Source organism: Enterococcus sp. DIV1767 (assembly GCF_050542585.1).
Classification (GTDB): Bacteria; Bacillota; Bacilli; order Lactobacillales; family Enterococcaceae; genus Enterococcus_D; species Enterococcus_D innesii.
Map to the genome: position 1 here is coordinate 32,032 of NZ_CP172936.1, position 25,290 is coordinate 57,321.

The window sequence follows — 25,290 nt, forward strand, 5'->3', positions numbered from 1 at the left end:
GAGTGATGGGATGGCGTTTTTTCTAAAAGAGTTAGGGGAAATGACTGGGGTGGAGTTTTATCAACTTGCCCGTTTGCGTACAGCGGTTTTTGTGGTGGAACAAGCGTGTGCGTATCAAGAGATCGATGCGATCGATGAACAGGCCAAACATTTATGGGCCCTCGATGAGGACGGGCAGATCGTTTCCTACGCCCGTATTTTCCAGCAGGAACAAACGGTGCATTTTGGTCGGGTCATTGTGGCACCAGCATACCGGGGGCAAAACGAAGGTCATCGTCTGATCAAAGAAGTTTTGCAACGCATTGAGCAGTGTTATCCGGCTTTGCCTATTGAGATCGAAGCGCAAGCCCACTTAGAAAAATTCTACGGCCAGTACGGCTTTAAAACCATTACACCGCCTTTTTATGAAGACGGGATCCTGCATGTCGGGATGAAAAAAGAAGCAAGCACAGCGACTCACTAGAAAGGTTCGCGTGCTTGCTTCTTTTAGCGCTAAGATTGATGAATCTGATGAATCCGAATGGTTTCTTTTGTCCTTATTGACAAAGAGCCGTCTTTTTATCTGATCGTATCGTCCAACGATGTTGGGCGTGGATCAACGGTGTTGGCAGTAGGTGTTTGTGCTTTTAAAAGATCACGAATCTCTTCTAAATAATCCTCTGCAGTGACTTCTGGTACTTCTTCTTCTTCAGGTTGTTGCTTCAGATTGCGTAATTTGTTGACTGCTTTGACAATCAAGAACAAAACAAATGCGGTAATCAAGAACGTAATAATGGCAGTGATTACGCGGCCGAAATCAAAGACCACATTTTTGGCGGGTTCAAAGACCAAGCCAGAAAAGGCATCGGCGTTACCGAAGAGTGATAAGATCCATGAAACCAATGGTGTCAGCAATCCTTCAACTAAACTCGTGACGATTGCGGTGAAGGCACTCCCGATTACGACCCCGATCGCCAAGTCAATGACGTTTCCTCGTAAAATAAATTCTTTAAATTCTTTAATCATCCTGTATCCTCCCTTCTAAATCTTACTGATAGTATAGCGAAAAATGCAAGATTTATAAAAAAAAACGCTCGCTGCAGTAGGTTTAATCAATGAGCCAAGGAGAAAGTTTGTCAGCTATGCTATAATTGAAGAGATAATTTTGCTTCTAGAAGGGGTGTCACATGTCTATTGAATTAAAAAAAGGTGTTCGGTTAACGGTGCTTCCGACCAAAAAGTATAAAACGATCCGTTTTTTCGTTCGGTTCACTGCACCATTGCAGGCTGAAATGACCGCCAAACGGACTTTATTAACCAGTTTATTAGAAACGACTAGTTTGGCTTATCCGACACAGACCGCATTTAGCAGTCAACTGGCGGAGCTTTACGGTGCCAGCTTTGGTATGAATGTCAACAAACGGGGCAATCTGCATCAAATCAATGCAGCGATGTCCTTTGTCAACGGGAAGTATGTGTCAGATGAAGCCGTCTTGCCGCAAGCAGCCGCTTTTTTAGCAGAAGTTTTTTTCCATCCGAATGTTCACGAGGAGCAATTTGAAGAAAAGAACTTCACCATCGAAAAGCACAACTTGATCGCCTATATGAACAGCGTGGCCGAAGACAAGCAAGCATTGGCTTCTTTAGGGCTGCAAGAGTTGTATTTCGAAAACGATCAGAATCAGAAGTATCCAAGCTTTGGTCGTCCCCAAGACTTAGAAGCTGTGACCGCAAAAGAGCTTTACCAAACCTATCGCTCAATGATGGACAATGACCAAATCGATCTTTTCGTGATCGGCGATGTGGTTGAAGCAGAAGTCGCGGAGATTTTCCAGAACATGGCCTTTACCGATCGGCCAGACCAAGCAATGCCGGTCTTTTATCAGCAAGCGGCGGAAAACATCATTCGCGAGAAAATCTTGCGGGAACCAATCATTCAAGCCAAATTGAACTTAGGCTATCATACTGGCGTGTATTATGACCAAGCTGAGCGGATCGCCTTTATGGTCTTCAACGGGTTGTTTGGCGGTTTCCCCCATTCCAAATTGTTTATGAATGTCCGTGAGAAAGAAAGTTTGGCTTATTATGCGTCCAGCAGTATTGATACGTTTCGCGGGTACTTGTCGGTCCAAACAGGGATCGACGGCAAAAACCGGGACAAGGTCTTCAAATTGATCGAACAACAGCTGCAAAGCTTGCAGCGTGGCGAAGTCACAGCGGAAGAACTGGCACAAACAAAAGCGATGTTGAAAAACCAGTACTTGCTTTCGTTGGATAACCCACAAGCACTGATCGAAACAGCCTATCTGAATCAGTGGGTACCGAATACGAAAATGACGGAAGATGAATTTATGCAGAAATTGGCTCAAGTGACCGTGGCAGATGTCCAAGCATTGGCCAAAAACGTGTCCTTGCAAGCTGTATTCTTCCTGGATAAGGAGACGACCCATGAATAAAAAAGTCTATCAGCAAATCAATGAGACCCTTTATGAAGAAGTATTGCCAAACGGCTTGAAAGTTTATTTGCTGCCAAAAGCCGATTTCCATAAAACTTACGGACTTTTCAGTACGAACTATGGCTCTGTCGACAACCATTTCGGGTTTTCGCTCGAAGCATTGCATCAAGTTCCAGATGGCATTGCCCATTTTCTTGAGCACAAACTGTTTGAAAAAGAAGACGGCGATGTCTTTCAAACCTTTGGTCAGCAGGGGGCTTCTGCCAATGCCTTTACCAGTTTCACGAAAACCAGCTACCTTTTTTCGGCAACCGATCAAATCAAGCTGAATCTTGAAACGTTGATCGATTTCGTTCAAGCCCCGTATTTTACAGAAGAAACCGTCGAAAAAGAAAAAGGGATCATTGGTCAAGAAATCCAAATGTATGATGACGATCCGAACTGGCAGCAGTTTTTCGGTATTATCAAAAATCTGTATCCAAAGCACCCCTTGCATATCGATATCGCTGGTACGGTGGAAAGTATTGCGCAGATCACCGCAGAAGACTTGTATCTTTGCTACAATACCTTCTATCACCCAAGCAATATGACGCTTTTTGTGGTAGGCAATATCGATCCGGAAGAAACGATGGCGTGGATTCGGACCAATCAAGCGGCCAAGACCTTTCCAGAAACGCAGACGATCATTCGCCAGTTTCCTGAAGAAACCTTTGCCGATATTCAAGCAGAATCAAGTCTTACCATGCCAGTAACACGTGCCAAAGGCGTGTTAGGGATCAAAGGGGACTTGAACAAACTGCCGGAATCAGGAAGAGAGCTCTTACGCTTCAAAAATGCGTTGAATCTTTTCTGCCAATTGGTTTTAGGCAATACGTCCGCCAATTATTTGCGTCTGTATGATCAAGGCATCATCGATGACACGTTTGGGTTTGAAGTGAACTTGGATCGCGGCTTTTACTTTGCCGATTTCTCGGGGGATTCTGAAGATCCCAAAGAAATGTTGGCGGAGATCGAAGCGATCTTAATGAATTTCCAGCACGACCCAGAAATTAATGAAGAAAACTTGACGTTATTGAAGAAGAAAATGCTAGGGAAATATTTCCAATCCCTGAACTCATTGGAGTTTATCGCAAACCAGTTTACCCAAAGCTTATTCGGAGAAACGACGCTCTTTGATCTACCGGAGGTGATCCAATCCATCACTTTAGAAGATGTTCAGCAAGCGGCTCGTTCCTTTATCGATCCTAAAGCGTTTAGCCGTTTTTACATGTATCCAACGGAAAAAGCCTAAACGAAGATGCATTTTGTTAACTAACTGTCATCTAAGTAACACTGAATGATTCAAGGAGGAAAGCCCAACAGATCAAGGGCTGGCCAACTCTTTGGTCATTCAGTGTTTTCTTTTTTGCGTCAAAGGACGGTTTTTCCTTGCATTTTGATGCCAATTTGGCGAAAAGTATTAAAATTTGTTTGCGAGTTGTCGTTAGGCTATCCTCAGACTTTTTCTTTTATGGTATTCTTTAATTATTGGAGCAAAATCTTTTTTTGTTTTCTTGCAAAAAATCACGGAAAAAATGTTATATTTAGTAGACGGCGTGTCCAAGTGGAAATCGGCGCGACGTAACTTTTTTATTGACCGATACAGGGAACCCCTGTTTTAAAATGATAGAGCTGCTTTGCTGACCTTACGACAAGCAGCGCAGCGATTTTAGGGCTTTTTTTAAAGATGAATAAAAGACTGGAGTAGATGATCGAGTGGCCAACGAAACAACGATTGGAGCAAAATTACGGCAAGCCCGTTTAGATAAAAACATTTCATTGATTGAATTACAACAAATGACAAAGATCCAAAAACGCTATTTAGAAGCAATTGAAGCGGAGCGTTTTGATCAATTGCCAGGCACTTTTTATGTTCGCGCGTTTATTCGCCAATATGCAGCAGCAGTTGGAGAAGACGGCGACAAATTGGTGGCCGTTTTTGATGGCAAAGAGACGTTAGATGCCCCCTTACCAAAAAGACCGCAGCCTGAAACCGTCAGCGGCTCGCGAAAAGCACAGCACGTAGAAGAAAAAAGCGGCTCCTTTGTTGTCCGCTATTTGCCGATGATTTTATTAGGTCTGGTTGCCATTACGATCGTGAGTATCGTAGGCTACATGGCTTGGCAAGATCGGAACACGACGCCGATGATCCAAGGGAGTTCTTCTCTCGTGGTAGAAAATTCGGCGTCTACAGCTTCCACCACGACAAGTACGGAAGAAACCAGTACTTCGAGTGAAGCGACGGAGTCCTCAAGTACGACGGAATCCAGCGAAGCGAAAATGACGATGACTGCCAGTGATTCGACGCAATCGTCGATCACGATCACGATGAAAGATGCGGAAAACCCTATTGAATTAGCATTTACTGGGCTAGATGCTTCTTGTTGGGTCGGTGTACAAGTCGACAACGCTTATGTGTACCAATACACTCTACAAGCGGGGGAAACGCAATCGATGACGCTGCCAGAAGGCGCCACGAATGCGACTTTGACCCTGGGAGCAAGCCAAAATATCTCCATCAAGGCCAATGGACAGGAAGTGGACTTTTCTGATCCACAATTTGAATTGTTACAAAAGACGGTCCGTCTCGTGATTGAATACCAAGACGATGCGGTATAAATCTGACAAATGCGCCTTATTGAGGTATCATTAGCTAAAAAGTTATCTGTTGCACCCGACTGATGAAAAGCAGAAGTAGTGGCATGATTTGCCGTTATTTCGTACAATAGTCGGCAGAGAGGAGTCTATTTCGTGAATTTACCCAATCAATTAACTGTATTACGGATCATTATGATCCCCATCTTTATTTTGGTCTTGGTTTTGCCGATCGATCTTGGCACGCTGACCGTTGGTACGACACAATTAGAAAACACGCACCTTATTGCAGCGATCCTTTTTGCGGCAGCCAGCATTACAGACTGGCTAGATGGCAAGATCGCTCGTTCCAGAGGCCTTGTTACCAACTTCGGGAAGTTTGCTGACCCGTTAGCAGATAAAATGCTCGTCATGACGGCTTTTATCATGCTGGTTGAATTAGACAAAGCCCCAGGCTGGGTAGTTTCGATCATCGTTTGTCGCGAGTTGGCAGTGACAGGTTTACGCTTGTTGTTAGTGGAACAAAGCGGGGAAGTCATGGCTGCTGCGTGGCCGGGGAAAATCAAAACCGCGACACAAATGGTTGCGATCATTTTCTTGTTCTTGAACAACATTCCCTTTTCAATGATCGGTTTACCTGTCGATCAAATCATGTTGTATCTATGCTTGATCTTCACGATCTATTCCGGGGTCGATTATTTCATAAAAAATACGAATGTTTTTAAAGATTCTATGTAAAATTTCTAAATCTAGATAAAGAAGCGATAAAAACAAGGATACAAGTCACGAAAGTTCAGAAGTTTTCTGGACTTTTTTTGTCAATATGAAAGACTTTTACGTATCTGATAAATGAAGGAGTAAAAGAATGAAAGCAGAAATTATTGCAGTCGGGACCGAATTACTTTTAGGACAGGTGGTGAATACGAACGCGACCTTCTTGTCAGAAGAACTGGCAAGTCTAGGGATCGATGTTTTTTATCATAGTGTTGTCGGCGACAACCCCAATCGCTTAGAGGAATTGCTGACGATCGCCGACAAACGCAGCGACTTGATCGTGCTGTGCGGCGGCTTAGGGCCCACAGACGATGACTTGACGAAACAAGTCACTGCCCGCCATGTGGGACAGGAATTAGTGCGAGATGAACCAGGTTATCACCAATTGAAAGCCTTCTTTGAAAACAGTCAACGGAGGATGACGGAAAACAATTTGCGGCAGACCCTCGTTTTTAAGGACGGTGTGTCTTTGCCAAATCCCAATGGACTAGCGATCGGGATCTTTTATCAGACAGCTGCTACCAGTTATTTGCTGCTGCCAGGACCACCAAGTGAACTGCAGGCGATGTTTCTTACCCACGCAAAACCACTTCTCTTAGAGCAGTTTCCCCAAGAAGAAGTCTTGCTTTCTCGCGTTTTGCGCTATTACGGGATCGGGGAATCGGCGTTGGTCACAGAATTGGCCGATTTGATCGAGAATCAAGTCAATCCCACCATCGCCCCTTATGCCAAACCCAATGAGGTCACGTTGCGTCTGACGGTCAAAACCGCAGACGAGGCGCAAGGGATCAAACAATTGGATGCATTAGAAGAAACCGTCCAAGCACGGGTCGGTGCGTATTTCTATGGATATGGGGAACAAAATTCGCTGGCAGAAACAGTCGTCGAGCTACTGATCGAGAAAAAGAAAACCGTCACCGCAGCGGAAAGTTTGACCGCTGGTTTGTTCCAAGCGACCCTAGGAGGGATTCCTGGCGTCTCTGAGGTGTTTCCCGGTGGGTTCGTGACATATTCTGCTGGAACAAAAAGCAAGCTCTTAGGCATCGATCCAGCGCTTTTAGAAAGCTATGGGACTGTTAGTCAGGAATGTGCGGAAGCAATGGCTGTCTATGCCCGCAAACAAGCAGAGACCGATTATGCGGTGGCGTTTACTGGTGTTGCTGGTCCAGACGAACTAGAAGGCCAGCCCAAAGGCATTGTTTGGATCGCCTTAGCTTCTGACAAAGGCGTCTCGAGCCAGCTGTATCACTTCAACCGCGACCGCGCCTATATTCGGCATAGTGCTGTCATGGCAGGCTTAAATCAAATACGTAAGGAATTATTAAATTAATGCGAATGTTTGTTCGTTTTTTCTTGCAATTTCCCTTCAGAAGGACTATTATTATCTTATGAACGACACACGAAAGTGATGAATATAAGGAGGATTATCCGTTTGGCAGATGATCGTAAAGCAGCCTTAGATGCTGCACTAAAGAAGATTGAAAAGAACTATGGTAAAGGTGCCATCATGAAGCTTGGCGAAAAAGTTGATCAACAAATTTCAACGATTCCAAGTGGTTCATTGGCCTTGGATGTTGCATTAGGTGTAGGTGGTTACCCACGAGGACGGATCGTAGAAGTTTACGGCCCAGAAAGTTCTGGTAAAACGACAGTTGCTTTACATGCCATTGCGGAAGTCCAAAAAAATGGCGGAACAGCAGCATTTATCGATGCCGAACATGCGTTAGATCCTCAGTATGCGCAAAAATTAGGTGTAAATATCGATGATCTTTTGTTATCACAACCAGATACAGGGGAACAAGGATTAGAGATCGCTGACGCCTTAGTTTCAAGTGGTGCGGTTGATATCGTAGTTATTGACTCGGTAGCAGCTTTAGTCCCACGGGCGGAGATCGATGGTGAAATGGGTGATACCCACGTTGGTTTGCAAGCTCGTTTGATGTCACAAGCATTACGGAAACTTTCTGGTTCCATCAACAAAACGAAAACGATCGCGATCTTTATCAACCAAATTCGCGAAAAAGTTGGGATCATGTTTGGGAATCCAGAAACGACACCTGGTGGACGTGCGTTGAAATTCTATTCAACCATCCGTTTGGAAGTACGTCGTGCTGAGCAATTGAAATCCGGTACAGATATCATCGGGAACCGCACGAAGATCAAAGTAGTCAAAAACAAAGTAGCGCCACCATTTAAAGTAGCAGAAGTCGACATGATGTATGGTCAAGGGATTTCCCAAGAAGGCGAACTGCTGGATATGGCCGTGGAACAAGATATCGTCGATAAAAGCGGTGCGTGGTATGCCTATAAAGGGGATCGTATCGGTCAAGGTCGTGAAAACGCCAAAAACTACATGCGTGAACACCAAGAAATGATGCTAGAAGTTTCTGCTCGCGTCCGCGATGCTTACGGGATTGGAACAGGAGAGACCGTAACTCTTGAGGAAGCGCAAGAAGAATTACCATTAGACGAATAAGTCTTGAAAAAGCCAAACAACCTCGTTGTTTGGCTTTTTTGTGGCTTTTTGCTAGATTCGTCCATTGTTGAAAAAACATCCGTAAAAAGGAAGGGTTGCGAAAGTTTACTTTATTATTTAAAGTTGACACTCTTGTGTTCAAACATTAGAATAAACGTATGTGGATTTCCACATAAGAAGTAGCGAATTGATAATTTTGTTATCCTTTGTTAATCAAAATTACAAAATATTTAAAAAGATAGTATGGAGGTGGATTCATTGGAACTACTTTACATTCTCCTCGCTATCATCGGTTTAATTGTCGGTCTTGGATTAGGAGTTTATGTGACGAAATCTCGTCATGAGAAAGAAATCAACGGCGCCCAAAATTCTGCAGCTGGAATTATCGAAAGCGCTAAGAAAGAAGCAGAAACTCTTAAAAAAGAAGCATTGTTAGAAGCTAAGGAAGAAAATCAGAAGTATCGGTCAGAGATTGAAAGTGAGTTGAAAGAAAGCAAACTTGATTTAAAATCACAAGAAAATCGTTTACTCCAAAGAGAACAAGTACTTGATCGTAAGGACGATTCTTTGGAAAAACGAGAACGCTCACTTGAAGATAAAGAAGGCAGACTTAGTGAGAAACAACAATTAATTGACGAGCGAGAAAAAGAAGTAGAAAACTTAATCGATGGACAACAGAAAGAATTAGAGCGCATCGCCGCGCTGTCTAGAGATGAAGCAAAAGAGTTGATCATGAAATCAACGGAAGAGGAATTGAACCATGAATTAACGATCATGGTCAAAGAATCTGAACAGCGTGCGAAGGAAGAAGCAGATCGAAAAGCAAAAAATCTCTTGTCCCTAGCAATCCAACGTTGTGCCGCAGACCAAGTGTCTGAAACCACGGTATCGGTCGTATCATTACCAAATGATGAGATGAAAGGTCGAATCATCGGAAGAGAAGGTCGGAACATTCGCACCCTTGAAACCTTGACAGGGATCGATTTGATCATCGATGACACGCCAGAAGCAGTCGTCTTATCAGGATTTGATCCGATTCGCCGTGAAATTGCTCGTATGACCCTTGAAAAACTGATTCAAGACGGCCGGATCCATCCAGCTCGAATTGAAGAAATGGTCGAAAAATCTCGGAAAGAAATGGATGAACATATTCGTGAATATGGGGAACAAGCAGCCTTTGAAGTCGGTGCTCACACCCTTCATCCAGACTTGATCAAGATTTTAGGTCGTTTGCGTTTCCGTACCAGCTACGGACAAAACGTCTTGAACCACTCGATCGAAGTCGCAAAACTAACCGGTGTTCTTGCCGCAGAATTAGGCGAAGATATCCAGTTAGCCAAACGTGCCGGACTCTTGCATGATATCGGGAAAGCCCTTGACCATGAAATCGAAGGCTCTCACGTTGAGATCGGGGCTGAGTTAGCTGCCAAATACAAAGAAAATGGTGTGGTGATCAATGCGATCGCTTCTCACCATGGAGATGTTGAAGCAACATCGGTTATCTCTGTTTTAGTTGCAGCCGCAGATGCCTTGTCAGCAGCCCGTCCAGGTGCCCGCAGCGAATCATTGGAAAATTATATTCGCCGCTTGCAAAACCTAGAAAATATCGCCAACGGCTTCAAAGGTGTCGATTCCAGTTTTGCAGTCCAAGCCGGACGTGAAGTCCGTGTAATGGTCAAACCAGAAGAGATTTCTGATTTGGATGCTGTACGATTGGTTCGCGACATCCGCAAGAAGATCGAAGATGATTTGGATTACCCAGGTCATATCAAAGTAACCGTTATTCGCGAGACCCGCGCAACGGATTACGCCAAATAGCAAGCAAAAGCAGTATCCTCTCAGAGGATACTGCTTTTTTTGTGTGGCTGACTGTTAATAAGGACGACTGAGTTGTTCAAGATCAACTCTATTTTATCAGTCCCATAAATGATCGCGCCTTTTTTGTTCCTTGGTAGCCAAACGCCGGGAAAGCAAAAGGATGAATCGTTAGCGACAGAGGCGAAAAGAGGGAGGATCGATCCAGCATCATTGAGTGGGGGGCTATTGAAAGACAAAACAGACCCAGACTTCTCGGTGAAGTCTAGGTCTGTTTTGTCTTTTTCACGTCTATACGTTCATCAAATCTTGCGCCGACGGGCGAAGTCCACAAAGCGGAATTTATCCAGTCGGTGGATCGATTCGGTGTATTCAAAACAGCGCGTGTCTTCTAGGTACACGAGGCTGCGAACCGTAACGACATGCTGATCTTCAGGACGCAGATCCATTAGATCCCGCAATTCTTTGTTGACGGGGTCAACAGTGATTTCTTTTTGTGCATAAGCGATCTCAAGGCCAAGATCATTTTCAAAGTAATCAAAAATCGACACTTTCGCTCGGTTTTCTGGCAACTCTTCGATGATAGAAGCATCAAGGTAGTCTTTGTCCAAAATCACCACTTCTCCATCGATTCTCCGCTGACGGATCAGTTTCCATGCCTCAGAAGCGACAGGCCAACCAGTGGTCTCGTGCAGCTTTGGCGAAACGGCGATCTTACGGATCTCGACAACCTTTGTTTCACTAGGAATGCGTTGGGTATCTTGCAGCTCACGAAAACTCGTCAAGCCGGAAATCGGGAAATCAAAGCGATTCAAGTCTAAAACGATCGAACCTTTCCCTTGTTTCTTTTGGATATAACCAGCATCCCGCAATAAATTCAATGCCTTACGGACAGTCTCGCGGGAGACACCATAAGTTTTGATCAATTGGTTTTCGCTAGGCAGCAAAGAATGCGGAGGGTATTCGTTTGCTAGAATTTTTTGTTCTAAATCTAAAAATATCTCTTTGAACTTGTTCATCGGATTGCCCCCTCTTTGGCTATTATAGCGAGGCCAATTTGGAAATGCAATCGACTATTTCGCCAAAAGTTCGTCAATGTTTAGATCCGTCAATTTTTCAACGATCACATCTGCACCGTGTAGTTCTTCTCCTGAATAAACGCCTACCGCATACATACCAGCAGCTTTGATGCCGTCGATCCCTGCTTGAGCATCTTCAAAGCCAACTGCTTCTGCCGGTTCAATGCCTAGTGCCAGCGCTGCTTGGATAAAGATTTCTGGATCTGGTTTGCCTTTTTTCAAGGTTGCTGGGTCAACGATCGTATCAAAGTCTTGCATGACACCTAGTTTGTCCAAAATAAACGGCGCATTCTTGGACGCCGAAGCGATGGCACAAGGAATATTTTTTGCTTTGGCTTCATCAAGGAACGTCTTTACCCCCGGCAATAGATCATCAGGAGTCAAGCTTTGTAATAATTGTACATAGTGGGTATTTTTCTTCGTTGCTAAGGCTTCTTTTTCGACTTCTGTATAGGCATCATTTTTATTGCCTAGGGTTAAGATTCGCTCTAAAGAGTCCATGCGGCTAATGCCTTTTAACTGCTCGTTGAATTTCAAATCGATCTCGATCCCGATCTCCGCAGCTAATTCTTTCCATGCAATGTAGTGGTATTTAGCTGTATCTGTGATAACGCCGTCTAAATCAAAAACAAAACCTTTTTTCATGTGTAACACTCCTTTTAGTAAGTAATCGTTGCTTCTTTGTTTGCTTCTAACGAAACTTGCTGCCCATTCACTAAGATCGTGACTGGCTGATCAGCAGTGATCGTCAATGTTTCATGTGTAACATTCATTGCAAAGTGGGTGCCGCGAACTTCTAGCTGGAAGGCTAAGCTGTCCCAGGCTTTTGGCAAGTTCGGTGTGATCTTGAGCTGCTCTTCTCGAATATCGATCCCAGCAAAAGTGGTTAACGGAATAAACAACGTAGCGGCCATGACACCGGCGTGAATGCCTTCTGCCGTGGTTCCGCCTTGGATATCACGGTAATCAGAAGAGAGCGCTTCTTGGTATAACGACCAAGCCAATTCCTGATCATCCACCATTGCCGCTAACTGAGCGTGAACGATCCGCGACAAAGTCGAGCCGTGGGAGGTGCGAGCCAAATAATAATGGAGATTTTTTTCAATATAGTCTGTTGGCAGTTGGTAAGAAAGATCTGCCAAAATCTGATTGACTTGCTCTTTTGAGAAATTGTAGAAAATCATCAGACTATCGGCTTGTTTCGCGACTTTGTAGTTGTCAGCACTCTTACCTTCAGCGTTCAAGATGCGGTCCATCCGATAGATGTTGCCATATTTTTCTTTGTAATGGGCCCAATCCAGATCTTCCAACTGGAAGTACCCTTCAAACTGTGCGATGATACCTTCTTGATCGATCTCTAAGCCTAATTTGGTACGAATATCTGCCATAGCAGCAATATCCGCTGGGGTTAAAGCCGTTTTCTCCAATACTGCTTGGAAGCTCTCTGCTGATAGTTGTTGTTGGAGGTTCTCGATCTCTTCAAACAACCATACTACCATCATATTGGTATAGGCGTTGTTTTTCAAGCCACCTTGTTCACTATTTGGGTAGCTTTCATGAAATTCATCTGGTCCCATGACTTTATCGATAAAGTAACGTTGAGTAGCATCATCCCAGGTGGCAGCACTTTGCCAGAAATGGGCGACTTCTAACATCAATTCTAACCCATATTGTTCCATGAAGACCCGATCTTGCGTGTTGTGCCAGTATTGCCAAATGTTATAAGCGATCGCTAAGGAGACGTGGCGCTGCAAGCGACTGTGGTCTTCTTTCCATTCGCCGCTGATAGGGTTCAAATGCAGTTCTTGGGATTGCTCACTGCCATCCAATCCGGATTGCCATGGGAACATGGCGCCTTGGTAGCCGGCTTTTTGGGCGTCTTTTTTGGCAGCAGCTAAGCGGCGGTAGCGATACAGCAAAATTTCTTTGGCGGTGTCAGGAAAATGTAGAATGTAAAACGGTAAGATAAACAGTTCATCCCAGAAAATATGACCGCGATAGGCTTCACCATGTAGGCCACGGGCAGTGATACTGGCATCTAAGGACTCCTGATAAGCATTCGGTGCTGCGGAGACCAGCAGATGATACGTATGCAGATTCAGCATTTTTTGTGACATCAAGTCACCAGTGACTTCGATGGCCGCTTTCGCCCATAATTCAGCCCAGGCTTGTTTTGAGGTGGTATACATCGTCGCAAAATCAGGTAATGCTAAGGAAGAAAATGTAAATGCCGGTTGCGGCTCTTCTTGGCGATAAGCGGCAACAGTGACTGATTTTTCGACCCGATAAGTTTGTCCTTCCGTCACCTCAAGGGTTACTTGCTGACGGACGAGCTGGTCGTTTGTTTCAGCGTGCAGCTCAGCCAATGGCAGGTCCTGTGAAAACAGTTCAGAGGATTGGACAACGGTAATCTGTGATTGGTTAGTGGTGACCACTAAATGCGCTTTGTTTTGTTCAGCTGCTGCCTCTTTCACGGTCAAATGCTGGTTGGTTAAGCTACGGTAACGAGCGACGTTATAGTTATAAACCGATCCGTCGGCTTCACTGACGAAGGTAACGGTACCGGAAAAGTTCAGTGGGGTAAACTGATAGACCAAGCTGTATTGGTGAACGTCTTGCATATTGGCGATTTTCTTCGTTTCGATTCGCAGACGCTTTTGTTTTTTGGTTTCAATTTCTGCCACTGATTGGAACAAGCCGGTCTTCAGATCCAATGTCCGTTTAAAGGAAAGGAGCTGATTGTTGGCGATGTCGATCACTTCATCATCGATCTTCACGTACATCTTTTGCAGATTCGGTGCATTGACGAAGTCTTCATTACTGATGGTATGACCCGAAACATCCGATTCCACCGTATTGTAAAGACTTGCTAAATACAGCCCTGGATAGTTCGCTTCACAAATGGTCATCTCAGGCGTTGTACCTCGCAGCCCTAGATAGCCGTTGCCGACGGTTAAAAGTGACTCCACCGAGTATTCATCTTTACCAGGGGTGTAGCCATAGTATTCGAGGCTCCAAGGAATTTCAGCACTTTTTTCTTCATACTGTTCTTTCGTGGTGCAAACAAAGGGACGATTCAATTTTTCTGTCAACCATTGGTCCAGTGAAAAAGTCCCTTCTTCATTCGTAAACACCAGCGATTCAGAGACGATCCCGCCACCTTCCATTTGCTGCAGCTGCGCGGTCAGTGCGGCAACTCGTTCACTGTCTGTCCCAGAAAACGGATAGGTCGTACCGGTTTGATCCGTTAATAGCCATTCTTCCTTAGACAATATAATCGTATTCACAGTAGTTGTCCTCCTTTAAACTTGTCTATACATGCAAGATGATTATAACGTAAGTTGTAAGCTATTTCAATTTATCTCACCTGTTTTTTTATTCTTTTTTGTCAAATAAACAGTAAATAAAGTTATTGGCAATATTATTTTATATTAATCAAATATTTTAAAAAACGTTTATTTATCAAGGTTTTAATGCGGTTCCTTTTTTAATTACTTGTATTGTTTGTAGAAAAAGTGAAAAAATTGGTTTGAAACGCTTGCAATATCAAAACTATCAAGTTATGATTAGTGCGTAATTAAAACATATATATACAAGTGGATATGAAAGGGGTTTATTAATTATGGGAAAGTATCGTGATGATGCTGAGAAGCTGCTGGAATATGTTGGCGGCAAAGAAAATATCGCCGCAGTAACACATTGCGCGACACGGATGCGTTTTGTTTTGAACGATCAGTCAAAAGCAAACGAAAAGGCAATTGAAGAAATTCCAAGTGTCAAAGGAATGTTTACCAATGCGGGACAATTCCAAGTCATTATTGGCAATGATGTCTCAACGTTTTACAATGATTTTACCGATGTATCAGGAATAGAAGGTGTTTCTAAAGAACAAAGTAAAGCGATTGCAAAAAACAATCAAAATATCGTGCAACGAGCGATCGCTACGTTAGCTGAGATCTTTACCCCGTTATTACCAGCGATTATTGTCGGTGGTTTGATGCTAGGGCTGAGAAATTTCTTAGAAGGTGTACCGCTAGAAGCTCTAGGTGGACAAACCATTACGCAAGCTTCTACTTTTTGGAACGGTGTCAATGGCTTTTTATGGCTGCCCTGTGAAGCGATCTTTCACTTTCTACCAGTAGGGATTACTTGGAGTATTACACGTAAGATGGGAACCACGCAAATATTAGGGATTGTTTTAGGGATTACATTGGTTTCACCGCAATTATTAAATGCTTATTCAGTAAGTTCAACTTCTGCTGCAGAAATTGCTCAAAATTATACGTGGGACTTCGGGTTCTTCACTATTGATAAAATTGGGTATCAAGCACAAGTAATCCCAGCAATGCTGGCAGGTTTCTTATTGGTTTATCTTGAAAGATTCTTCCGGAAATGGATTCCAGAAGCGGTTTCAATGATCTTCGTTCCATTGTTCTCATTGCTGCCAACTATTTTAGCAGCTCACATGGTATTAGGTCCAATCGGTTGGCAAATCGGATCAGGCATTTCTTGGGTCGTAAATGCTGGCTTGACCTCACCATTAAACTGGTTATTTGGTTTCATTTTCGGTGGCCTGTATGCGCCTTTGGTTATTACCGGATTGCATCATACAACGCTGGCGATCGACTCTCAATTAGTAGCGGATTTTGGGACAACCAACCTTTGGCCAATGATCATGCTGTCAAATATTGCGCAAGGTACGGCAGTATTGGCGATTTGGTTCCTTCACCGTGGCAATAAAAAAGAAGAACAAGTCTCTGTTCCAGCAACGATTTCTGCTTACATGGGGGTTACTGAACCAGCGATGTTCGGGATCAATTTGAAATATGTTTACCCATTTGTCGCAGCAATGGTAGGTTCTGCCTTTGGTGGTATGCTGATCACTGCAACGAATACCCGTGCATTAGGTATTGGTGTAGGGGGACTACCTGGCTTCTTATCATTTAAAATTGAAAACTATCCAATGGTCTTCATCTCAATGGCGGTGACGATTGCGATCACGTTTGTTTGCACCATCATCTTTAGAAAAGTTACCTTCTTAAATAAATTAGAACCGCAATTGGCTGCTGATACAGCTGCAGCAGCGGCTGTTGCACCAACGACTGCTGCACCGACAACTGCAGCCCCAGAAGCAGCACAAGTTTCAGAAGAAACCCTTTATGCTCCAGCTGATGGGAATGTAGTTGCCATCACTGAAGTTTCTGATCCTGTCTTTTCTCAAAAAATGATGGGTGACGGCTTTGCTGTTCAGCCAACGAATGGAACGATTTATGCTCCTGTTGCAGGTACGATCTCTAGCATTTTTGAAACAAAGCATGCAATCGGGATTTTAACCCCTGGTGGCGCGGAAGTTCTTGTTCATATGGGCTTAGATACTGTGGAATTAAAAGGTGCGCCATTTGAGGTCCTTGTTTCTGAAGGTGATACGGTCACACCAGAAACGAAGCTTGCAGTGATGGATCTAGATGCCGTTACCGCAGCTGGCAAACAGACCGATGTTTTGACGGTCATCACGAATGCCGAAAAAGTGCGTCAGCTTTCATTGACGACTACAGGCACAGTGACAGCCAAAACAGCGGTTGGTTCCGCTGAATTAAACTAAAAAAATAATCCGTTTCCGAGAGCGCCCTTGACTAAGAAGGGGGATCGGAAGCGGATTTTTTATGGCCGCCCTCAAGAGAGAGCGGCTTTTTTTCGTTGTTTTTCAATGGGCAAATCTACAGTTAGCTGACAGCTTTTTTGTCGGTGTTTTTGCGGAAGTAGTTGATCGTTAATAGGAAAGTCAGTAAGACCAGGGCCCACAAAAAGAATAAGGCGATTTGAGAGCCGATGACCGTCCCTTGGGTGTAATCAGTCGCCGCATTTTGTGCCAAATTGATAATGGTCGCCACCACAGCCGTCGCCACTGCGCCAGAAAACTGCTGCAGCGTATTAAAGATCGCATTACCGTCCGCGTACAACGCAGGAGTCAGCTTGTTTAAGCCGGTGGTCATCATATTGCTGTAGGCTAAGCCGATCCCGATCATGTAAAAGACATGTCCAGCAACTAGGCTCCAAATGAAAGGCGAACGCAAAACGAGGGCTAAGGCAAGCCAACCGATGGCAATCAATGTCAAACCAGATAGGATCGGTTTTTTCGGTCCAACTTTATCCAGCAACCGACCAGAGATCGGCGCAAGGACCGCACCGATGGCCGCCCCAGGAAGCATAACTAATCCTGCAGTAAAAGCATCTTTTCCCAAGACGAGTTGGACAAAGTTCGGCAAGACAAAGGAAATGCCCAGTAAAAGGAATTGACAAACAAGAAAGCCAAACAGAAACAAACTAAAGCTGCGGTTTTTCAAAACAGCCAAACGAATCAATGGGTTCGAGCCTTTTGAGCGTTGATAAAACAAGCCAGCACCAATGAAACCGAAAAGCAGCGGCAGTAGACTCGCTAAGGTGCCTACTTGATTCAAGAACAATAAGAAGCCGCTGAACATCAAGACGATTCCTAATACACTCAGTAAATCCAGGGAAGTGTCTTTTGCCCCAGCCGTTTTAGGGATCGAGTAAAGGCCGAGTACTAGGGAGATCAGCAAGACTGGGATCAAGAAAAGAAAGATCGCATTCCAAGACCAATGGGCGGTCAATAAGCCCCCATATGTCGGTCCGATCGCTGGAGCGATGGAAGTGGTCAAATTCCCTAAGCCGATTGCCGCTCCCCGTTTTTCAAAGGGGGAGTAAGTCAAAATGATGTGGAACATCAAAGGCAGTGCGATCCCTGTGCTGGCACCTTGGAAAAAGCGGCCAATCAGCAAAATGGCAAACGTCGGCGATAAAAAGTCGATCACCAAGCCAACAAGGAAGAAGGCGTTGGCAGCTAGAAACAAGGTTCTCAATGAGAATCGTTTCAAAAGGTAGGTCGATATTGGGACAATGATGGAGATGACCAGTAAGTAGATGGTCGTCACCCATTGCACATCGGATGTTGAAAGCGTAAATTGATCGATCAATGTCGGAAACGTTACATTCATAGCTGTTTCAATCAGCACGCCTGCAAATGACATCAATCCGGTTGCGAGGATCGCCCCCACGAGTTTTTTGTTGTTTTCCATATTCTCACCTCTAAAAATTCGCAAAAAAAGAGACCGTTTCTATTCTCATAGAAACCGCCTCTCTCTCGACAAGCGAACCCGCTTGTTATCTGTACGATTTAATCTATCGCTATTCTACTGACTTCATAAGAAAGTGTCAAGAGAAGTGGATAAAAAAATAGCAAAAAACTTTTTTGAAAGTTTTCAAACTTTTACTTACACGAAAAATTTTCTTCTGCTAGAATAGTCGAGTACGAAAAAGAGAAAGGAAGTTGTTACATGCCCATCAACAAAAAAGAAAGTTTGATCTATACGACACTTATGTGTATTTTCATGGTGTATTTTATGAGTGTTTATAACCTCATGTTTCAAGTCGGTGTTTCTGCATTGGCATTCCAATTGGCGTGGAATGAATTGCCATTAGCCCTTTGTGTCGCCTTTATTTTGGATTGGTTCATTGTTTCTGGTCCGGCAAAAGGTTTGGCGTTTCGATTTTTGGACCATCAATCAGCTACTTGGAAAAAAATCGGTTTGATTTCTTCATTGATGATCGCCGGCATGGTGATCTGTATGTCACTTTTTGGTGCGTTGATGCACCCAAACCCTGATCACTCGGTGTTCGTCAATTGGCTAAGCAACATTGAGAAAAATGTGATCGTCGCATTGCCCTTGCAATTGTTTATTGCAGGCCCAATCGTTCGCCGGGTGTTTCGCGCCTTGTTTCCTATTGGCACTGTGCAAGAACAGCCAGCACTAGGGGAATAATCGATCATTAGAAAAAACGTACTGCAGACAGGCTCTGCCAAGGTTAGCTAAAATAACTGGCTTGGCGATAACTGGACTTGCGGCACGTTTTTTTGCTTTTATAGACAGCAAAAAAACCCATAGGATGGTATGGGTTTTTCTGGTTACCCTATGAAATAGGATACAGGATGTACCTATATAGTAATATGGTGAGATCAAAAAGGAAAGTTCAATTTTTTCATCAAAACATGAAATTGTTGAAAATCGATTGTTTTTCTGACGAAAAAATCAACTTATAATTATTTTCCGTCTGTTATTCCGTATAGAAACCAACGAGTTGATACCAGCGGCGATGCTCAATATGGTACGCATCAGGTGAGTACCCTGACATTGAAAAACCGATAAAGGTGATGACCAGTCCGATAATAATAAACAACAGACTGAGAAAAACGAAAAAGCGCTTATTGATTTTGATCATAGGACTGCCTTCTTTCGATAGTTTTGAACAAATGATTTCGGCCAAACGACAAGGGAGTGGGTAAGGCGTGAAAAAGGTCGGCTCATACTAAAAGTGGCGATCAGGCAAAGCAGCCCTAAACCAAATAAGAAAATCCCCACACCTAACTGACTTAAAAAGAGATAGAAACCATCCGCCATCAGCATGGGACTTAAGACAACGCTGGCGATCCCACCAATAAACGTAGTGACACCAATCATGCCAGTGGTGAAAGGCACACACCAGATGATTATTAAAAAGCTTAGGATCAGCAATGCGGCACATAACAATAAGCTGCCCCACAATGGGAAGCCTAGCACTAAGATCAAAAGCAAAAAGGGATGAAAGCGGCGAGGAATCTCTACTACGACCTCTTCCGTTTCGGTGACTGCTTGGATCAGTTCTTTTGGGGAGCCAAGGCGTGCCACGGCTTCTTCTTCGGTGTATCCTTCTTCCATCAAATCTTCGATCATCTCGTCATAATAGTTGATCAGCTGATGAATCTCGCTAGGTCTGACTTTTTCAGATAATTCTGCAGCCAATGCCTTGATAAAATCAACTCTGTTCATCTAATGTTCCTCCTTTAATAAATCGCTGGATCAATGTCAATTGGGGCCAGTCGTTGGTTAAAAAATCATCGATCCGCTGTTTGCCAAGTCTGGTCAAGCGGTAGTATTTTCGCGTCCGTCCTTGATGGCTTTTATTATAAGTCTCAACCGCTCGGCTGGCCTCTAAGCGCTTCAAGATAGGATAGAGCGTTGATTCTGAGATTGGCAGTAAAGGAGATATGTTTTTGACTAATTCATAGCCATAAGAGTCACCATGCTGCAAATAGGCTAAAACACAAATTTCCAATAATCCTTTTTTTAATTGGGCATCCAAAGGCTCTCCTCCTGTTCATACTCATACTATACATTACATAGTATCATTCCACAAGCAGCACCAGTCAAAATCAGCCTTAAGTCTGAGCACCATAAGACAACAAGAGCTTCTTTGACAAAATGGTCAAAAATAAAAAATAAAATTAAGAAAATCGGCAGAAAGTATAGGTTAACGTGCTCTTTTTTGTTAAAGTAGAAGTATATAGATTACTTTCAGTAAGAAAATGGGCGTTGGTTGTGTTTCTAAAAGCTGCAAGTAGTCAAAATGAATGAGACGAACGTCAGCAAGAATTGGTGACGTCCAGAAAGGAAGGGGTATTATGAGAAAAGCAACGATTACGAAAAAATATTTGATCAATTGCTTAAAAAAATATCTGGTGGAGTATCTTTATCGACCACTCACTGTCCGCGACATTGCTAATTACGCACGAACATCGACTCAACCAATCTATTTGAATTTTTCAAACATGCAGAATTTCAAGCAGGCGATGGTCGAGGATGTGTTTCGCGATATTCATGAAGCAAAAAAAGAGTCAGTGGCGACACTAGATCCTTTATACAGTTTTTGGCATGACTATTACGTGTTCGCCAGTCGCAATCGGGCCCTCTTTTTTGCATTATTTTTAAATGATATTGGTTGTGGTCCTTACATAAAAGAGCGTTCTTTTGCATATTTTCAAGAAGCAATTGCTGAATCAGCTGTTTTTCAATGTGCGCAAGAAAACGATCTGAGGAAGTACCATGAAGAAGCCTTGATTTTTTTTAGTGGGTTGGTATTGCTGTTTATTCGTGAAGGAAATACTCAAGATAACGCTGATTTTTTGAAAGAGACACAAAATTATTGGCAGCGAGTCCTTCATGAACCAGTTGGTTTTTATCAAGATGATCTACCTAAAACCTTACTTGAATCAGGTCTAGCTGTAAGTGATCAATAGATAGCGTGAAAGAGAGGAAAAGATTTCTGAATATTGCGACAGCTATCGTTGCCATTATTGATTTCCTATTTTTCAAAAATCCCCATCGGAGCAGTGATCTTAAAGATTAGAAGCAATAGCTACTCTTTAAGAGCCGTTCAACGAGTGGGGGTTTTTCTTTTGGTAAAAATAGGCGGGAGTCGTTAAGCAAAATAAGAAAAGGTCTTGTCTGTATTGTTAAGGCTTATTTTTTAGGCCGAAGAAGAGGCGGCTTATTGTTGGCAATTTTCAAGAAATATGAGAAGGTAGAAATAGCAGAAAAGTAACTGGCTTTTATAGTTAGAAACGTTGAATGGAGGAATTTTGATGGGACAAAACACGCAGTATGGAGAAAAAAAGATTGCGATCGATCGCAGGATCGGTTTTTTAGAAGAACATACGTATCACGGGAATGATCTTGGTGTGACTTTTCAAGGACAGCAAACCACGTTCAAATGCTGGTCACCAGAGGCAGAGGCCGTTTCAGTATTGCTTTATCAAAGCGGTGTCGCTGGGACTGACGATCGCCTGCTGACGCTGCCAATGGTTCAAGAAGACAACTGTTGGCAAGTCACGACGGAAGAAAACGTCAAGGAGCTGTTTTATACCTTTGAGTTTCAACGAGATGGGCAGAAAATCGAAGCGGTGGATCTTTATGCCAAGGCAGTAGGGATCAACGGAAACCGCGGTGCGATCATTGATTTAAAGGAAACAGATCCTGAAGGTTGGCAGGAAAGTCACGGCGTCGGTCAGCAGTGGATCACAGATGCCTATATTTGGGAATTGCATGTCGAAGATTTCAGTGGTGCCGAAAACAGCGGTATTTCACCAGAAAATCGCGGAAAATATTTAGCCTTCACTGAAAAAAAGACCCATCTGGTGGGAGATGAAAGTCAACCAACTGGCATAGCCTATTTAAAAGAGCTGGGGATCAATTATGTTCATCTGCTGCCGATCTTCGATTTTGACAATGATGAAACTTCGTCTGCCTACAACTGGGGCTATGATCCGAAAAATTACAATGTACCTGAAGGACGATACGCTTCTGATCCTAGTGATCCCAAGGCGCGGATTCGTGAATGCAAGCAAATGATTCAATCGCTGCACGAAGAAGCCATCGGCGTTGTGATGGATGTGGTCTTTAATCACACTGCGATCACGGAAGAATCATGGTTTAATTTGACGGTGCCTGATTATTACTACCGTCAAGATGATGCAGGGAATTTTGCGGACGGTTCTGCTTGCGGCAATGAAGTGGCTTCTGAACGGAAAATGATGCGCAAATTTATCATTGATTCAGTTTTATATTGGGCGCAAGAATACAAAATCGACGGCTTTCGTTTTGATTTGATGGGCTTGATCGATGTGGAAACCATGAACCAGTTGCGGCAACGCCTAGATGATGCCGGCTTCAGCCATGTGATTTTATACGGCGAGCCATGGGATGCCGGCAGCAATCAAATCATTCAGCCGAATATCCCAGCCAATAAAAGCAATGTTTGGGCCCTGTCAGAAGGCGTTGCGGTTTTTAGTAATGATTTAAGAGACAGTATCAAAGGCGATGTCTTTGAAGAAACAGACGGCGCGTTTATTCAAGGAATGAATGGTCAACCGCAAGTCAAGCAAACCTTTTATGCGGCAAATTTGGCAACGGCGATTCAAGGAAATACGAAAGTTGCTGGGCAAGAAGGCGCCGAGCGCTGGGCAAAATCGCCCCGTCAAGTGATCGCCTATGCGTCAGTCCATGATAATTTGACTTTATGGGACAAACTGGTGGCAACCATGCAGGCTTCAGCGAAGGAAAGAAATTATGAGTTTGATCCTGAGCTTTTAGCCCGCAACAAACTAGCAGCAGCCATTTTGTTTACCAGCCAAGGAGCAGTGCTGACCCAAGCAGGGGAAGAATTTGGCCGTACCAAAGAAGGCGATGAAAATTCCTTCCGTTCGCCACTGGCAGTCAATCAGCTGGATTGGTCACGTGCCAAAACCTTCAAAGAGTTGCGCGAGCTGTATCGGGGCTTGTGGGCATTGCGACAGTCCTATGCACCATTGAGAGATGCCACGACCCAAACGGCTGAAAGCATGGTCTTTTATGAGACAAAGGATGAAAATCGCTTGGCGTATCAAGTACCCAATCGTGACAAACAGCATCCATGGCGTTCCTTGTTCGTTTTACTCAACAGCACGGAAGAAAGCTGGTCCTTTGACTTACAGACGACAGAAAATGCTTCTTGGCACATTGTTGCTGACCCCAAAGGAGCTGGGATCACTTCTCGTGGCGTAGCAGCGTCAGGGATAACCCTCGATCCATTGTCTTTCTGCATTTTGGCGGAACAAAGTAACTAATCAAAGTAGAAGCTAAAACAAACTAAAATTTTTAGTTTGTTTTAGCTTTTTTGGTAGTAAAAAAACAATTCTTTTGCTATACTTTTAACAGAATGAGAAGCAGAAAGCGGTGAGCAAATGAAAGTTGTGATCTCTGATATTGCCCGAAAAGCTGGCGTTTCCAGCGGAACAGTCTCTAATGCGATCAACAATCGTAAGGGGATCAGTGAACAAAAACGGCAAGCGATCTTGAAGATCGCTCGTGAGATGGGGTATTTTGATCAGCGAGAAATTAAAAAAACGGAAAGTCAAAAAATCAAATTTGTCATAATGAACAAACAAGGAAATGTCGTAGGGGATACGCCTTTCTTTTCTGAATTGATCCGAGGAATCGAAATGGAGTGCAGTGCGTTAGGCTATGAACTGGTCATTTCCCATATCACACTGGCACCAGAAGAAGACCCGATTGAAAAGATCCGCCCAGAATTAGTAGATGGTTTGCTATTGTTAGGAACGGAATTGGAAAAACAAGATTTAGCAGTCTTTCGCCATTTGGAAGTACCATTAGTGATTTTAGATACGGTATTTAATTCGCAGGACTTTGATTTTGTCGCCATCAATAATCGTGACAGTGCCTATGAGATCGTTGAAAAGATGATCGAAAAAGGCCACCGTGACATCGGTATCATCAATTCTACCTTTCAAATCAACAACTTTCGTGAACGCAAGCAAGGGTTCATCCAAGCGATCCAAGAGCATGATCTGATCCATTATGAAGAGACGGAAGCCTTAGTAGAACCCACCTTGGAAGGCTCCTATCAAGACATGAAGGTCTATTTGGAATCCTTGCGTGCCGATCAGCGACCGTTACCAAGCGCCTTTTTTGCGGTCAATGACAATATCGCCATCGGTGCCATGAAAGCCATTCGCGAAGTGTTTCCCGATCATCCGTTGACCATCGTTGGGTTCGATGATATTCCTTTGGCGGAATTTTGCAACCCACCACTGACCACCGTCAAAGTAGATAAAGTGTACCTTGGTCGCCAAGCCGTGCGACGCTTGATCGAGAAAATCACCAGTGAAGATGAAAACCATCTGAAAATGCTGGTCGCCACGACGATTGTCGAACGCGAAAGCATCAATTAAGAAGAAAAATAAGATGAAAAATAAGAAAAGGACAAAACGTTTAGCAAGCGTTTTGTCCTTTTTTAGTTATTTAACAAAAATATTTATCTAAAACTATTGCAAAAAATTTAGCTTGTGCTATATTTAAGGTGTAAAAAGTAAGGGATTACATTTTGAGGAAGTGAATAGATGACACAGATCGGTCTCTTTTGTGCCACTGGGCTCTCCAGTGCACTGCTCGTCAAAGCGCTCAAAGAACAACTAGCGGATGATCAGCATTACCAAGTCAATTCCGCGCCTTTTTCAGAAATATTTATGGTGGGGAATGACTATGATTTTTTGATTTTAGCTCCTCAAACCCGCTTCAATCAAGCGAAAGTCGCCGCAGCCTTTCCTGATAAAAAAATCGTTTTACTGACGGATGAGGAATTTCTGAGCAGAAATGTAGCACGAATCGTCGAAGAAATAAAAATTTAG

22 protein-coding genes are annotated in these 25,290 nt (G+C 43.6%); 14 read left to right on the plus strand and 8 right to left on the minus strand.

Annotated elements, in window-relative coordinates; all coding sequences use genetic code 11:
- Window positions 1-10 precede the first annotated feature (10 nt).
- Window positions 11-463 carry a GNAT family N-acetyltransferase gene (locus IGI78_RS00160; RefSeq protein ID WP_077453217.1) on the plus strand — a complete coding sequence of 151 codons (453 nt, stop codon included), beginning with the start codon at window positions 11-13 and terminating at the stop codon, window positions 461-463.
- A 95-nt stretch (window positions 464-558) separates the two neighbouring features.
- On the opposite strand, the gene mscL is transcribed toward IGI78_RS00160, so the two are convergent.
- Window positions 559-1,005 (minus strand): large conductance mechanosensitive channel protein MscL, encoded by a 447-nt coding sequence (gene mscL / locus IGI78_RS00165; protein ID WP_077453215.1) that lies wholly within the window; start codon window positions 1,003-1,005, stop codon window positions 559-561.
- A gap of 161 nt (window positions 1,006-1,166) precedes the next feature.
- On the opposite strand from mscL, the gene yfmF reads away from it, so the two are divergent.
- The 7 genes from yfmF (at window position 1,167) to rny (ending at window position 10,137) form a co-directional block, all read left to right on the plus strand.
- Complete coding sequence (yfmF, locus tag IGI78_RS00170) at window positions 1,167-2,435, plus strand: EF-P 5-aminopentanol modification-associated protein YfmF (protein WP_195265647.1); 1,269 nt, start codon at window positions 1,167-1,169, stop codon at window positions 2,433-2,435.
- Window positions 2,428-3,726, plus strand: coding sequence for an EF-P 5-aminopentanol modification-associated protein YfmH (yfmH, locus tag IGI78_RS00175; RefSeq protein ID WP_430618180.1), 1,299 nt, complete (start codon window positions 2,428-2,430; stop codon window positions 3,724-3,726). The genes yfmF and yfmH overlap by 8 nt, the downstream gene beginning before the upstream one ends.
- A gap of 464 nt (window positions 3,727-4,190) precedes the next feature.
- A complete protein-coding gene (locus IGI78_RS00180; protein ID WP_430618182.1) occupies window positions 4,191-5,093 on the plus strand; it encodes a helix-turn-helix domain-containing protein in 903 nt (300 codons plus the stop codon).
- A gap of 132 nt (window positions 5,094-5,225) precedes the next feature.
- Window positions 5,226-5,807 (plus strand): CDP-diacylglycerol--glycerol-3-phosphate 3-phosphatidyltransferase, encoded by a 582-nt coding sequence (pgsA, locus tag IGI78_RS00185; RefSeq protein ID WP_008376742.1) that lies wholly within the window; start codon window positions 5,226-5,228, stop codon window positions 5,805-5,807.
- A 127-nt stretch (window positions 5,808-5,934) separates the two neighbouring features.
- Window positions 5,935-7,173, plus strand: a complete 1,239-nt coding sequence (locus IGI78_RS00190; protein WP_195265641.1) for a competence/damage-inducible protein A — start codon at window positions 5,935-5,937, stop codon at window positions 7,171-7,173.
- Between the two features lie 102 nt (window positions 7,174-7,275).
- The gene (recA, locus tag IGI78_RS00195; RefSeq protein WP_077453209.1) at window positions 7,276-8,319 is read left to right on the plus strand and encodes a recombinase RecA; all 1,044 of its coding nucleotides are present in this window, start codon (window positions 7,276-7,278) and stop codon (window positions 8,317-8,319) included.
- A 243-nt stretch (window positions 8,320-8,562) separates the two neighbouring features.
- Entirely contained in the window at window positions 8,563-10,137 is a 1,575-nt protein-coding gene (gene rny / locus IGI78_RS00200) for a ribonuclease Y (RefSeq protein ID WP_005232891.1), read from the plus strand.
- Window positions 10,138-10,436: 299 nt separating this feature from the next.
- Here the strand turns inward: rny and treR are convergent, their stop codons facing one another.
- From treR to IGI78_RS00215, 3 genes are read right to left on the minus strand one after another with little or no spacing between them, the layout of a single operon-like run.
- A complete protein-coding gene (gene treR, locus IGI78_RS00205; RefSeq protein ID WP_005226457.1) occupies window positions 10,437-11,153 on the minus strand; it encodes a trehalose operon repressor in 717 nt (238 codons plus the stop codon).
- Between the two features lie 54 nt (window positions 11,154-11,207).
- Window positions 11,208-11,858: a beta-phosphoglucomutase gene (gene pgmB, locus IGI78_RS00210; protein WP_005232889.1), complete on the minus strand. Its 651-nt coding sequence runs from the start codon at window positions 11,856-11,858 to the stop codon at window positions 11,208-11,210.
- 14 nt (window positions 11,859-11,872) lie between these two features.
- Window positions 11,873-14,500, minus strand: a complete 2,628-nt coding sequence (locus tag IGI78_RS00215; RefSeq protein WP_195265640.1) for a glycoside hydrolase family 65 protein — start codon at window positions 14,498-14,500, stop codon at window positions 11,873-11,875.
- A gap of 335 nt (window positions 14,501-14,835) precedes the next feature.
- Between IGI78_RS00215 and treP the strand changes: the two genes are divergently transcribed.
- On the plus strand, window positions 14,836-16,815 hold the full coding sequence (gene treP, locus IGI78_RS00220; protein WP_077453205.1) for a PTS system trehalose-specific EIIBC component: 1,980 nt from the start codon (window positions 14,836-14,838) through the stop codon (window positions 16,813-16,815).
- A 121-nt stretch (window positions 16,816-16,936) separates the two neighbouring features.
- Here treP and IGI78_RS00225 read toward each other — a convergent pair whose 3' ends face one another.
- On the minus strand, window positions 16,937-18,310 hold the full coding sequence (locus IGI78_RS00225; protein ID WP_077453203.1) for an MFS transporter: 1,374 nt from the start codon (window positions 18,308-18,310) through the stop codon (window positions 16,937-16,939).
- Window positions 18,311-18,568: 258 nt separating this feature from the next.
- Here IGI78_RS00225 and IGI78_RS00230 point away from each other — a divergent pair, with 258 nt between their 5' ends.
- Complete coding sequence (locus IGI78_RS00230) at window positions 18,569-19,054, plus strand: DUF2798 domain-containing protein (RefSeq protein ID WP_195265638.1); 486 nt, start codon at window positions 18,569-18,571, stop codon at window positions 19,052-19,054.
- A 292-nt stretch (window positions 19,055-19,346) separates the two neighbouring features.
- On the opposite strand, the gene IGI78_RS00235 is transcribed toward IGI78_RS00230, so the two are convergent.
- From IGI78_RS00235 to IGI78_RS00245, 3 genes are read right to left on the minus strand one after another with little or no spacing between them, the layout of a single operon-like run.
- Complete coding sequence (locus IGI78_RS00235) at window positions 19,347-19,511, minus strand: hypothetical protein (protein WP_167822213.1); 165 nt, start codon at window positions 19,509-19,511, stop codon at window positions 19,347-19,349.
- On the minus strand, window positions 19,508-20,098 hold the full coding sequence (locus IGI78_RS00240; protein ID WP_195265636.1) for a DUF1700 domain-containing protein: 591 nt from the start codon (window positions 20,096-20,098) through the stop codon (window positions 19,508-19,510). The genes IGI78_RS00235 and IGI78_RS00240 overlap by 4 nt, the downstream gene beginning before the upstream one ends.
- On the minus strand, window positions 20,085-20,411 hold the full coding sequence (locus IGI78_RS00245; RefSeq protein ID WP_081117612.1) for a PadR family transcriptional regulator: 327 nt from the start codon (window positions 20,409-20,411) through the stop codon (window positions 20,085-20,087). Before IGI78_RS00245 ends, IGI78_RS00240 begins: the two co-directional genes overlap by 14 nt.
- Window positions 20,412-20,730: 319 nt before the next feature.
- Between IGI78_RS00245 and IGI78_RS00250 the strand changes: the two genes are divergently transcribed.
- From IGI78_RS00250 to IGI78_RS00265, 4 genes are all read left to right on the plus strand, one after another.
- A complete protein-coding gene (locus IGI78_RS00250) occupies window positions 20,731-21,345 on the plus strand; it encodes a TetR/AcrR family transcriptional regulator (RefSeq protein WP_170924053.1) in 615 nt (204 codons plus the stop codon).
- Between the two features lie 345 nt (window positions 21,346-21,690).
- Window positions 21,691-23,709 carry a type I pullulanase gene (gene pulA, locus IGI78_RS00255; RefSeq protein WP_195265634.1) on the plus strand — a complete coding sequence of 673 codons (2,019 nt, stop codon included), beginning with the start codon at window positions 21,691-21,693 and terminating at the stop codon, window positions 23,707-23,709.
- Between the two features lie 117 nt (window positions 23,710-23,826).
- Window positions 23,827-24,834: a LacI family DNA-binding transcriptional regulator gene (locus tag IGI78_RS00260; protein ID WP_195265632.1), complete on the plus strand. Its 1,008-nt coding sequence runs from the start codon at window positions 23,827-23,829 to the stop codon at window positions 24,832-24,834.
- A gap of 168 nt (window positions 24,835-25,002) precedes the next feature.
- The gene (locus tag IGI78_RS00265; RefSeq protein WP_195265630.1) at window positions 25,003-25,290 is read left to right on the plus strand and encodes a PTS cellbiose transporter subunit IIB; all 288 of its coding nucleotides are present in this window, start codon (window positions 25,003-25,005) and stop codon (window positions 25,288-25,290) included.